This is a genomic window from Thalassorhabdomicrobium marinisediminis (genome assembly GCF_003072065.1).
GTDB lineage: Bacteria > Pseudomonadota > Alphaproteobacteria > Rhodobacterales > Rhodobacteraceae > Octadecabacter > Octadecabacter marinisediminis.
In genome coordinates, this window is the sequence record NZ_QCYG01000008.1 from 213,077 (window position 1) to 224,181 (window position 11,105).

12 protein-coding genes are annotated in these 11,105 nt (G+C 62.2%); 3 read left to right on the plus strand and 9 right to left on the minus strand.

Going from position 1 to position 11,105, the window contains the following annotated elements; all coding sequences use genetic code 11:
- Positions 1–64: 64 nt before the first annotated feature.
- Positions 65–1,495, plus strand: coding sequence for a S1 family peptidase (locus DC363_RS13785; RefSeq protein ID WP_108641732.1), 1,431 nt, complete (start codon positions 65–67; stop codon positions 1,493–1,495).
- A gap of 18 nt (positions 1,496–1,513) precedes the next feature.
- Here DC363_RS13785 and nagB read toward each other — a convergent pair whose 3' ends face one another.
- From nagB to DC363_RS13820, 7 genes are read right to left on the minus strand one after another with little or no spacing between them, the layout of a single operon-like run.
- Positions 1,514–2,299 carry a glucosamine-6-phosphate deaminase gene (gene nagB, locus DC363_RS13790; RefSeq protein WP_108641733.1) on the minus strand — a complete coding sequence of 262 codons (786 nt, stop codon included), beginning with the start codon at positions 2,297–2,299 and terminating at the stop codon, positions 1,514–1,516.
- Positions 2,296–3,216: an ROK family protein gene (locus DC363_RS13795; protein WP_241963006.1), complete on the minus strand. Its 921-nt coding sequence runs from the start codon at positions 3,214–3,216 to the stop codon at positions 2,296–2,298. Before DC363_RS13795 ends, nagB begins: the two co-directional genes overlap by 4 nt.
- Entirely contained in the window at positions 3,216–3,899 is a 684-nt protein-coding gene (locus tag DC363_RS13800; protein WP_108641734.1) for an N-acetylmannosamine-6-phosphate 2-epimerase, read from the minus strand. The genes DC363_RS13795 and DC363_RS13800 overlap by 1 nt, the downstream gene beginning before the upstream one ends.
- 1 nt (position 3,900) lies before the next feature.
- On the minus strand, positions 3,901–5,178 hold the full coding sequence (locus DC363_RS13805; RefSeq protein ID WP_108641735.1) for a TRAP transporter large permease: 1,278 nt from the start codon (positions 5,176–5,178) through the stop codon (positions 3,901–3,903).
- A complete protein-coding gene (locus tag DC363_RS13810) occupies positions 5,175–5,654 on the minus strand; it encodes a TRAP transporter small permease (RefSeq protein WP_108641736.1) in 480 nt (159 codons plus the stop codon). Before DC363_RS13810 ends, DC363_RS13805 begins: the two co-directional genes overlap by 4 nt.
- A gap of 60 nt (positions 5,655–5,714) precedes the next feature.
- Complete coding sequence (locus tag DC363_RS13815) at positions 5,715–6,677, minus strand: sialic acid TRAP transporter substrate-binding protein SiaP (RefSeq protein WP_108641737.1); 963 nt, start codon at positions 6,675–6,677, stop codon at positions 5,715–5,717.
- Positions 6,678–6,728: 51 nt separating this feature from the next.
- Positions 6,729–7,463: an FCD domain-containing protein gene (locus DC363_RS13820; protein WP_108641738.1), complete on the minus strand. Its 735-nt coding sequence runs from the start codon at positions 7,461–7,463 to the stop codon at positions 6,729–6,731.
- 162 nt (positions 7,464–7,625) lie between these two features.
- On the opposite strand from DC363_RS13820, the gene DC363_RS13825 reads away from it, so the two are divergent.
- Entirely contained in the window at positions 7,626–8,528 is a 903-nt protein-coding gene (locus tag DC363_RS13825; RefSeq protein WP_108641739.1) for a dihydrodipicolinate synthase family protein, read from the plus strand.
- Between the two features lie 445 nt (positions 8,529–8,973).
- A complete protein-coding gene (locus DC363_RS13830; protein ID WP_108641740.1) occupies positions 8,974–10,185 on the plus strand; it encodes a tyrosine-type recombinase/integrase in 1,212 nt (403 codons plus the stop codon).
- A 45-nt stretch (positions 10,186–10,230) separates the two neighbouring features.
- Here DC363_RS13830 and DC363_RS13835 read toward each other — a convergent pair whose 3' ends face one another.
- Together DC363_RS13835 and DC363_RS16875 are read right to left on the minus strand one after the other, a co-directional pair.
- Complete coding sequence (locus DC363_RS13835) at positions 10,231–10,452, minus strand: helix-turn-helix transcriptional regulator (RefSeq protein ID WP_108641766.1); 222 nt, start codon at positions 10,450–10,452, stop codon at positions 10,231–10,233.
- Positions 10,453–10,866: 414 nt separating this feature from the next.
- A partial coding sequence (locus DC363_RS16875; RefSeq protein ID WP_158270881.1) for a hypothetical protein occupies positions 10,867–11,105 on the minus strand: 239 nt, incomplete at its 5' end.

An 11,105-nucleotide genomic window follows, 5' to 3' on the forward strand; every position in this document is an offset into this window, starting at 1 on the left:
CCTCGGGGGATTGCGAAAGCGCGCGCCCCTGTGGCACGATCCACCAGGGTCATGAGGGAGTGCCATGGTCGTTTTTTGTCGTTTGCTCGCCGTTGTCCTGTTCGCGCTTGTGGGGTCCCCGAAAACCGAGGCGCAGGACTACAGCAACCTGTTCCGAACCTTCCGCGCCGACACCCTTTCGTGGAATGATCGTCGTTTCCTGCAGGCGGCATTGGCGTTCGAGGGACATTACAACGGACTGTTGGACGGGGACTGGGGCCCCCGCAGCCAACGCGCGATGCAACGGTTTTCGCGGCAGGAATTCGGCTCCGCGACGGAAGACTGGCACATGGCCCTGCTGGCCTTCGGCTTCTTTCAGCTGGTCGACCGGGACGGCTGGCAGATCGAGTATTTCGACGGCCTGAACATGTCGATGTTGTTTCCCAATGGCGCAGCGCGCACTGACCCTCCGACGGACAATTTCGTGAACTTCCGGCACCGCAACAGCAGCCTGTCCTATTCCGTAGGGGTGCATTCCCGCGCGACGACCCAGCGCCTGCACGACTACACCGAACACAGCGCAGCGGCGGGGGCCGAGCCCTACATCCTGCGCCGTCAGGACTATGCCATCAGCAGCGTCACGCAACCAGGCGGCGCGGTGCTTTATACGCGGTCCAATTTCACCAACGGTGCCTGGCGGACCATCATGCTGTCGGCCAATCGCCGCGATACCGCGCTTCTGAACGCGGTCGCGGGAAGCATCGCGGTGGGCCGCACCGCGCCCTTGCAAATCACCGAGAACGGCACCCTCGAGACGGCGATCCTGCAGACTGCCGCAGTGCTCAGCGCCGAGGAGGACGCTCCGCAGACCTCCATTGCGACTCCCGCCAAACCGGCGACGCCGCAGGTGTCGTCGGGGACGGGTTTCGTGGTCGATGCCAAGGGGCATGTTCTGACCAATGCCCATGTGATCGAAGGATGCAGCACGATCACCTTCAACGGGATGCCCGCGACCCGTGTTGCCGCCTCCGAGGATGACGATCTTGCCCTGCTGCATGTGTCCGACTGGTCCGGCGACGACTTCGCGCGCTTCTCTCCCACGCCGGCGCGTCTGAATTCGGACGTGACGGTGGTGGGCTTCCCACTGGCCGGGATCCTGTCGGGGTTGAACGTCACGCGGGGGGCGGTGTCTTCGAAGCTGGGGTTCGGAGGGGAGATCGGCGGCATGCAGATCACAGCGCCGGTGCAGACGGGCAATTCCGGGGGGCCGGTCCTTGCCGCTGACGGTGAGGTGGTCGGGGTGGTCGTCAGCAAACTTGACGAACGTGCCATTGCCGAAGCGACCGGCGACACGCCGCAGAACGTCAATTTTGCCATCCGGGGCGAGCTGGCGAAGCTGTTTTTGTTCCAGAACGGCATCGAACCGCAGCTTGGCACCAGCGACGCCCCGCTGCCCCCCACCGAGCTGGCCGACATGGCCACCACCTTCACCGGGTTTATCGAGTGCCGCGGATAGGGCGCGGCACATAATGTTTTACCCGCCGAACGCGCTTTCACGGCCGTCGGGGTGCACCGTCTCGTAGTAGTCCCGCAAGGCGAGCTGTTCGGCCGCTTCGGCGTCAAGGACCACGGTCGCGCGTTTGTGCAACTGCAGCGCCGAGGCCGGACAGACGGCCGCAAGGGGGCCTTCGATCATGCGGGCCACGGCTTCGGCCTTGGCGGCGCCGGTGGCAATCAACAGACATTTGCGCGACTCAAGGATCGTCGCCACGCCGGTGGTGATCGCATATTGCGGCGTCTCGTCGAAGGACCTGAAATACCGCTGGTTCGCTTCGCGCGTGCTTCTGGTCAGGGTCTTGATCCGTGTGCGCGAACCCAGGCTTGCCGTGGGTTCGTTGAAGCCGATGTGCCCGTTCTGTCCGATGCCGAGCAGTTGCAGGTCGATCCCGCCCGCATCAGAAATGCGCGCCTCGTAGTCGTCGGCGGCGGCCTGCGGATCGCTTGCGTCGCCTTTGGGCAGATGGGTGCGGGCCGGGTCGATGTCCACGTGGTCGAAGAACGCCTGCTGCATGTAGTGGTGGTAGGAACACGGATGCTCGGGCGAGAGGCCGATGTATTCGTCCAGATTGAAGCTGGTGGTGCTGGCAAAGGACACCTTGCCCGCACGGTGACGGTGCGCAAGTTCGTCGTAGAGCGGCAACATGGTGCCCCCGGTGGCCAGACCCAGCACCGCGTCGGGCTTGGTCTGCACGGTCTTGACGATGATATCCGCAGCTCGCGCGATCGCGGCCTGCAAATCCGGCAGGATCAATACTTTCATGTCGTTTCCCATTCTTGAAAGCGGGCCAGAGCGCCGAACAGCGGGGCGTCGTGCCCCAGACTGGCATGGACGATGTCGGGCCGGAACAGCGCGGGCTCCTCGGTCAGGGCGTGGCGCACCCGGTCGAGGTAGCCTTCGGCAAGCCCGATACTGCCACCCAGCGCCACGGTATCAAGGCCAAGGATCGCCGTCAGGTCACCGATCAGCGCGGCGATGGCGCGGGCCGATGTGGTGACGATCTGTTCGGCCCAGTCCTGTCCTTTCGCGGCTGCCTCGAAAACGGCGCGGGCGTCGTGGTCTGCATATCCCGCAGCACGGGCCGCCGCCGCGATGCCCCGCCCTCCGGCGACGCTCTCTACCGTGGCCTGACGTCCGCTGCCACAGGCGGTGCGGGCGAGACGGCTTGCGACAAAACCCACATGGCCCGACAGCCCGTTGGCGCTGGACAAAAGCCGGTTGTGGATCACCAGACCGCCGCCCACGCCGGTGGACACGGTGATGTAGGCGAAACACTCGCTTGTCGCGCCAGCCCCGTAAAGGCCTTCGGCAAAGGCCGCAGCGGCAGCATCATTCAGACACGTCGCCCGTCCGAACGCCTGCAAGAGCGCGCCGCGCAGGTCGAAGTCCCCGATCCCCGACAGCGTGCCCTCGTTCACCGCGTGCCAGCCGCCGGCCCCGTCCACGCGCCCCGCGACCGCGATCCCAAGGGGCGCGCCTCGGCCGTGTCCGAGCTGTGCCAACAGATCGCCAATCGCTGCAATTTGCGCGTCCGGTTCGGCGGCCCCATTGGTGGGCACTGTCAGTCGCTGCACGACAGCGCCGCCTTCGATGCGGGCCGCGGCCGTCTTGGTGCCGCCCAGATCGGCGGCAAAGCCCGTCAGGGCATCGCGCGGCACGGGGGGCATCACGGGGCGCATTACCGGTCCTCGGGGGACGATTTTATCTTGGCGGCGAACCAGTCCGTCATGATTTCCAACCGCGTGAGCGCCGTGCCCACCGTCACCGCATCCGCCCCTGCCTGCATGGCCCGCGCGGCGAGCTCTGGCGTGTTCACGCGCCCTTCGGCCATGACGAAAGCGTCCAAGGCGCGGAAGGCGCTGATCAGGTCGGTGTCGAGCCCGTCGGCACGGTCCGCCGTCTCGTCGGTGTAGCCTGACAGGGTCGTGCCGAGTATGCTGGCACCTTCGCGCAGGGCGCGCTGCCCGTCGGCAAGGGTCGCGCAATCGGCCATGGCCAAAGCACCCGAGCTGCGGATCGCCTCGACGATGGCGGCTGAGGGCGCGGGGCGGGGCCGGTCTGTGGCGTCATAGGCGATGATGTCGGCCCCCGCGGCGGCCAAAGCTTCGACATCTTGCAAGAAAGGCGTGATACGCACCGGACTGTCGTCGAGATCGCGTTTGAGGATCGCGATGATCGGCACGGATACGGCAGGCCGCACCGCGGCGAGGTTGTCGACGCCTTCGATGCGAAGACCGTCGGCACCGCCCGCCACCGCCGCCTGCGCCATGGCGGCGACAATCTCGGGCCGGTCCATCGGGCCATGATCGACAGGCTGACAGGACACCACCAGCCCGCGGCGCAAAAGGGTCAAAGGGTTCATGTTATCTATCCATCAGGTTGGGCAGGCCGGTGACCAGGATCGGGAAGGCGCAGATCAGGATCAGCACGACGAAAGGCGGGATCAGCCAAGGCAGAATGGCCCGCGCCAGCCTTTGGTAGGGAATGCCCCCGACCTGCGCCACGACAAACAGGGCCATGCCCATGGGCGGCGTCAGGATCGAGATCATGAGGTTGAGGACGGTAATAATCCCGAAATGCACCGGATCGATGCCGAAGCCCATGGCGACCGGCACAAGGATCGGCACCACCACCAGCAGGATCACCAGCGCTTCGATGAAGCAGCCCAAAACGAAGATCATCAGGTTGGCGGCGATCAGGAAGGTGATCGGGCTGTCGGCAATCGACAAAAAGAACGTCGCAATCTGCTGCGGCGCTTGCTCGCGCGCCATGATGAAGCTGAGCAGGCCGACACCGGCGACGATGGTGGCGATGGAGGCGGACGTGACGGTTGTCTCGTAAAGCGCGTCCCACAGCTTGCGCCAGGTCAGCTCGCGGTAGAAGACAAGATCGATCAGGATCGCGTAGAGCACGGTGATCGCGGCCGCTTCGGTGGGTGAGAACATCCCCGAAAAGATGCCGCCGACGATCACCACGGGGGTCAGCAGTGCAGGAAGGGATTTGACGAAGAGGGTGCCGATCTCGCCCGGGGTGGAGCGGGTGTCGGTCGGGTAGTTCCGCCGGCGCGAGATGACCCAGACCATGGTCATCAGCGCGACGGCGCAAAGCACGCCGGGCACGATCCCGCCCAGAAACAGCTTGCCGATCGAGACGTTGGCGATCACGCCGTACAGCACCATGGTGATCGAGGGCGGCACCAGCGGGCCGATCATCGACGAGGCCGCCGTGACCGCGCCGGCGAAATCGTCGTCATAGCCCGCTTCGCGCATGGCCTCGATCTCCATCTTGCCCAAGCCGCCCGCATCGGCCAGCGCCGAGCCGGACATGCCCGAGAAGAACAGCGACGCCAGCACGTTCACATGGCCCAGCCCGCCGGTGATATGGCCAACCAGCGAGCGGGCAAAGCCAAACAGAAGCTTGGTGATCCCGGCGGAGTTCAGCACGCCGGCGGCAAGGATGAACAGCGGCACCGCAAGGAGCGGAAAGCTGTTCAGCCCGTCCACCATCCGCTGTGAGGCAAAGCTGATCCCCATGCCGGTATAGTAGAAATATCCCATGGAGACGAAGATCATGGCGATCCCGATGGGCACGCCGATCAACACGAAGATCAGCCACATGATGCCGACGGCGGCAAGGGTCATAGCGTTGGTTCCCGTGTCACGGTGACATCCCGTCGTCCGAAGATGCGGCGCAGGATGCGGTAAAGAATAAGGACAAAGCCGACCAGCGCCGAGGCATAGAGAACCGCATCGGTGGTCGGCAGGGTGACACTGATATTGTTGGAGGTGCGCAGAACGGTTTTGTAGCTGATCCAGATCAAGTGCCCCACAAGGCCCAGGAACACGACATCAATCAGCGTGTAGAGCACCAGCCGCACCTTTGCGGGCAACAGGTCTGCCAGAAAGGCCATTTTCAACTGGCCGTCCTGCCGTTCCACTTCGGCGATGCCGATGAAGGCCATCCAGACCCAGACCCAGCGCGCGACCTCTTCCGTCCAGACCGGGCCGCGCAGCACCGGCGTGCGGCCGAGGATCTGCACAAGGACCACGGCGATCAGCACGATGAACAGGACCGCGGCGACGGTGCCTCCGACACTGTATCGGCTTGGGGGTTTCATGGCGCGGTCCTTGTGGAAAGAGGGGGTCAGCGGGCGCCAGCGCGCCCGCCGACAGATGGCTTATTCGCCGCGAACGCGGGCGATTGCGCCTTCGCCGAATTCGGCTTCCAGCGTGTCATAGTAGGGCTGCATCGCCTCGCGGAACGGCGCGAGATCGGGGCGCGTGATGGTCAGGCCGCGCTCTTCGAAGGTCGCGATCAGATCCTCTTCGGCCTGGATCGTCTTGCTGTTGTTCACTTCGCCGCCCGCTTCGACGGCTTCCTGAATCCAGCCCTTTTCCTCATCGCTCAGGCTGTCCCACAGATCGTTGGAAATCTGCACTGCGGCGGAGGCCACAAAGTGGTTGGTCATCGCCACGTGGCTTTGCACCTCGTAGAATTTCATCGCCTCGATTGTGGGCAGCGGGTTTTCCTGCGCGTCGACCTGATTGGTCTGCAGGGCCAGATAGACCTCGGCGAAGGCAACGGGGGCCGCCGTGCCGCCGGTGTTTTCGGCATAGGCGATCAGGAAAGGCACGTTCGGCGTGCGGATGCGCAGGCCTTCCATGTCGTCCATGGATTCGATGGCGCGGTTGGCTGTGGTCTGGCGCGTGCCGTAATACCACACATCCAGCAGATGCACGCCGTTCTCTTCGAACTTGGCGGCCATCTCCTGACCCCAGTCCCCGGCGATGATCTCTTTAAGGTGGTCGAAGTCGTCGGCGACATAGGGCGCGCCGATCAGGTTCAGCTCGGGGATGATGTAGCTCATGTCCGGGTAGCCGGTGATGACCATGTCCAGCTCACCCGCCTGCACCTGCGCGACCATCGCCTTGAAGTCACCAAGGGTCGAGGAGGGGAAGATGTTCACGGTCAGCTCACCGCCGGAGGCCTCTTCCAGCCGCGCGGCAAATTCCTGCGTGCCAGCGTAGACGTTGGACGCTTCGTTGTCTTGCATCCCAAGGGTCAGTTCGCGTTCGGCATGGGCCGGCAGGGCCATCGCCAGGGTCGCCGCACAGGCGAGCAGGTGGGTCTTCAAAGTCATCGTATCCTCCTTGTTTTTCGATGATTGACGATTGGGTCGTCGTGGGCTGCTTCAACCCGTCGGCTGGTCTTTTGCAGCGGTCGTGATTTTCGGGACCTGCAAACGCGCGCGATAGGACCGCGTCAGATGACGGTCCATCACATCGGTTGCGGCCAGCACTTCGCCGTTCAGAATGGCCTGATACAGCTCGCGATGCTCTTCATAGGCGATTTGGTCGTAACGCCGGGCATCATCGGTGGGCGGCCGGTGGGCGATCATGGTGCTGACGAACATATCGTGCAGCGCCAGAATGACCGGGTTGCCGACAACCGCCACAAGGGCGCGATGAAAGGCAATGTCGGTGGTGGCGAAACAGGCCGTGCCGATTGCCGCGAAGTTGTCCTCGAGCGCAGATTGCAGCTTGGACAACTGGGCGTTGTCGGCCCGTTTCGCGGCTTCGCGCGCGGCGCCGGTTTCGATGAATTGGCGCATCTGCTCAAGATGGGCCCCGCTTTCGGTGTCGCCGAGAATTTCACGGATATGATCGCCGGTGCCCTTGAGAATGCTGGTGATTGACGGGAGCGCGGCACGCGGCCGTTTGCCCGCCCCCGCCTCGGCATAGCCGCGCATCTGCAGTTGGGCCAAAGCCTCACGCACGGTGGGGCGCGAGGCTGCGAACCTCTCGCACAGCTCGCGCTCGGTGGGCAGCGGTGTGGCGGGCGCAAAGACGCCGCCCCTGATCTCGGCGATCAGCGCCTCGGCGATCACATCGGGCGTATTGCGCGTCGGTGTGGCGGTCGCTCGCATCCTGATAGTTCCTCCCGCCGTTTTGGTATGACCATAATAAAATCTTGTCAAACTAAAAATGAGAGGTGTATGGATGGGGCAACTTCCAAGCGCGATGCTGTAAGGCCAGACCGGTTTTGACGGAGCCAGACCGTCGCACGAAACCCACAAGGTGAGACGACAATGACCAAGAAAATGAGCGGCATGTACGCCGCGCTGATGACCGGCCTGAACGACGACGGCGCCTTTGATGAGGCGCGGCAGCGGGCGTTGACGGACTATGTCCTTGGCCAGGGGCTGGCGGGGCTTTACGTCGGCGGCAGCAGCGGTGAAGCGGGCCTTCTGGATGTTGAGGAGCTGTCGCAGCAGCAGGGCATCGTGGCAGACTGCGCGCAAGGGCGCGACACGACCCTGATCGCCCATGTGGGCATGCCGAATCTGCGCGATTCGATCCGGCTGGCGGAACAGGCGGCCGGGCTGGGCTATCACGCACTGTCCGCCCTGCCCCCCCATTCCTATCCGTTCAGCGACGCCGAGATCGAAGGCTACTACCGCGATCTGGCGGCAGCCACCGACCTGCCCCTGATCGTCTATGAGGTGCCGGTGCGCACCGGGCGTCCGATCCCGCTGGATTCGCTTGTCCGGATTCTCGATCTGCCCAACGTGTCGGGGATCAAGTTCACCTCGACCGACACGTTCAAGTTCTCTATGCTCCGCCGCCAGCGTCCCGACAGCAGCTACTTCTTCGGCTTCGATGAAATCTACACGACCGGCAAGGTGTTGGGCGCGAATGGCGGCATCGGCACGACCTATAACCTTCTGGGCAAGCTCTACGTCGCCCTTGACGCAGCGATGAACGACGGCGACCTGCGCCGCGCGCAAGAGCTGCAGGACGTGTCGCAGATTTTCGTCGAAGCACTTCTCGAGACCGGCGTGCTGCCGGGCATGAAGATCGCCTTGCGCCTGCAGGGCATCGACTGCGGCCCCACCCGCGCGCCGATGGCCTTGCGGATGCCCGAAGACAAGGCCGAAGCGCATATGCGCGCCGTTCTTGAACGACCCGAGGTCAAGGCCTGGCTCTCCTGAGCTTGGCCTGACCGGAGCCAAGCAAGGTCAAAGTGAGCTCCAACACGAAAAGCGACAGGGGTTGGCCTTAACGCGCTTTCCCCCCGCTCGCCCGCATCGTGACAGCAGGTGACCGAAGGGACCGAGACGGGAATGCTGCTGGCCCCGCATAATTAGATGACGGTGCGCATTCGCTGTGCCTAGACAGACACGCGTTCCCCGCGGCCTGCGGAGCACCCCATCAGGAATAAGCTGCCGCCCAATATGAGTGGCGGGCCGAGGATATGGCAGTCAAACGCATCTCATGCGTCCAAGAGCCTTCAAAGATTCCTCGTAAGTCATTATATTTCATTTATTTTTTCCGCCGACTGCCCTCACCCGCATTCAGACGGCCCTGTAGCAGTCCAATGCCGTTTCGTACCCTGTCCCGAGTGAAAAACCCCAATTTCGAGCAAGGATCTGCGTCATGCTGACAGTCAAACAAATCGAAGCCGCGGTCTATGGTATTTCTTCGGACCGTTTGCATGATGGCAATGGGCTTTATCTTCGATTGAACAAGGGCGGGAGCAAGACTTTCCAGCTTCGGTTGCGAATGGGTACGGCCGCGCGCTGGATTACCCTTGGACAGTTCCCGAAACTGTCCCTCCGGGATGCACGGATGCAGGCTGTTCTGAAGAAAGCAGAATTGCTCGATCCCGACTACACCCCGCCAGCAAGTGACAGTCTTTCACACATGCCCGACCTCCCCGATGCAAGTGGCGTGCAACCCCTCTTTCGAGAGTTTGCCAAAGTGTGGTTCGATCGCAAGAGGCTGAGCCTTTCAAACGGCAAGCACATTGATCAGATCTGGAGCACGCTGAAAACCTACGTCTTCCCTCACCTCGGACGGATGCGTCTGGACGAGATCAAACAGCGCCATGTGATCGCCGTGTTCGACCCGATCTGGCGCGTGAAACATGCAACGGCTCGCCACACCCTCGGTCGTGTCAGCGAGATCTTTGAACTCGCAAGACTGTTGGAGCATGTCGAGGTAAACCCCGCGGACTTCAATACCAAGATCGCGTTTGGCCACGTGAAAAAGAAAACCAAGCATTTGCCCGCACTGGAATGGGAGCGAGCTCCCGATTTGTGGACTTGGCTTCTGGAATGCGATGTACAAGAGGACCTCCGACAGATGGTCATGGGGTTGATCCTGTCTGCCAAACGTACCAAAGAAATTCGATTTCTCGAGTGGGCGGATCTTGATCTCAAACGTGGCATCTGGACCAGCCAGTCTGAGCACATGAAGATGCGTCGGACTCACCGGATTCCGGTCAGCAGGCAACTCGGTGGCGTATTCTCCAACATGGAGCTTTTAACCCAAGGATCCGACTGGGTTTTCGCACGCCCCCGTAATAAGTCCGGCGTAATGAGCGAAAACGCCGCCTGTATTCTCGTTCAGAAATTCGATCCTGGCATCACGGCCCATGGGCTTCGAACCACCTTCCGAACCTGGGCGCGCAAGCAGAGCAAATACGCCCACGACGTCATGGAGATGGCGTTGTCTCATGAAAAGGATGAGCTCGTTGCCGCCTACATGCGAGATGACTTGCTCGATGAGCGGCGCATCCTGATGCAGGACTGGGCCGACTATGTAACGGGCGGCGCGGTGCCACCGCAGTTGATCGATTTGGTTTAAGTGCACTCAAGCCGAACAATTGATATGTCCGGCTTGAACCCAACTTCAATCATCCTCGCCGAAGTAATCCACGGTCTCCAGCTTTCGACTGTATGCGTCCACCTCGTGTTCGAGCCAGCGAATGGATCTGGAACTGATCCGGCGGGGTTGCGGGAAATCGACCTCGCGCACCATCATGCGCTCGAGAGTGGATTCCGAGATTCCAAGCCGGTCGATGACGGCCCAGCGGTCGATCAGGCGGAGAGTTGGGGTTTGCTTTGGTTGCATGTTGCACCTCTTAATTCGTCTAAAGATGCCCCCCAATTTAGCCACATCGTACCACATTGCAGCAAGTGTTTTCCTGTTATCCCCAAAATTCGACCGGCAATTATTTCGCAGGATTCGTCTCCCAATCTTCTATGCAGACGACAGATATTTCGCAGAGCCAAGCAACCTACCACTCCATATCGGGGCCAGCTTCGGGCACGCCTTGTTCTGGGTCGATCAGCTCCACCGCCAAGTTTGACGCGAGGCTCTCGGCGATCCGCGCGGCCTCCTCTGGGTCTTTAACATCCCGGACCTCCAGCCGTCCGTCGCGTCCGATTTCGACAACGTGAGGAGCGAACTGTAAAATGAGGGCTCCGCTGTCGCCTTGGACCATGACGGCTTTCAGACCGGCATCCGCTCGTTTCGCCAAACAGATCACGTCACATCGTCGAAGATCGGCAGCCCCAATTGCGCTTGAATTGAGCTGATAGCGGAAGCCTGGTTCTGTAGGGTTTCCATGATTTGCTGCTGCATCCCCCGCACCTCGTTCATGGCGTCTGCTCGGGGGACCAACGCATCCAGAGATTTCGCGTGACGTTCCATTGACGTGCGGATCGCGGTGAAGTCGCTCATAAGTTCTTCGAGCTTCGCTTCCAGTTGCCCCACCCCTTCCT

What these genes read in the sequence shown, in the direction of transcription:
- DC363_RS13785 (WP_108641732.1), top strand. Translation starts at nt 65, where the DNA reads ATGGTCGTTTTTTGTCGTTTGCTCGCCGTTGTCCTGTTCGCGCTTGTG.
- nagB (WP_108641733.1), bottom strand. Translation starts at nt 2,299, where the DNA reads ATGAAAGTATTGATCCTGCCGGATTTGCAGGCCGCGATCGCGCGAGCT.
- DC363_RS13795 (WP_241963006.1), bottom strand. Translation starts at nt 3,216, where the DNA reads ATGCGCCCCGTGATGCCCCCCGTGCCGCGCGATGCCCTGACGGGCTTT.
- DC363_RS13800 (WP_108641734.1), bottom strand. Translation starts at nt 3,899, where the DNA reads ATGAACCCTTTGACCCTTTTGCGCCGCGGGCTGGTGGTGTCCTGTCAG.
- DC363_RS13805 (WP_108641735.1), bottom strand. Translation starts at nt 5,178, where the DNA reads ATGACCCTTGCCGCCGTCGGCATCATGTGGCTGATCTTCGTGTTGATC.
- DC363_RS13810 (WP_108641736.1), bottom strand. Translation starts at nt 5,654, where the DNA reads ATGAAACCCCCAAGCCGATACAGTGTCGGAGGCACCGTCGCCGCGGTC.
- DC363_RS13815 (WP_108641737.1), bottom strand. Translation starts at nt 6,677, where the DNA reads ATGACTTTGAAGACCCACCTGCTCGCCTGTGCGGCGACCCTGGCGATG.
- DC363_RS13820 (WP_108641738.1), bottom strand. Translation starts at nt 7,463, where the DNA reads ATGCGAGCGACCGCCACACCGACGCGCAATACGCCCGATGTGATCGCC.
- DC363_RS13825 (WP_108641739.1), top strand. Translation starts at nt 7,626, where the DNA reads ATGACCAAGAAAATGAGCGGCATGTACGCCGCGCTGATGACCGGCCTG.
- DC363_RS13830 (WP_108641740.1), top strand. Translation starts at nt 8,974, where the DNA reads ATGCTGACAGTCAAACAAATCGAAGCCGCGGTCTATGGTATTTCTTCG.
- DC363_RS13835 (WP_108641766.1), bottom strand. Translation starts at nt 10,452, where the DNA reads ATGCAACCAAAGCAAACCCCAACTCTCCGCCTGATCGACCGCTGGGCC.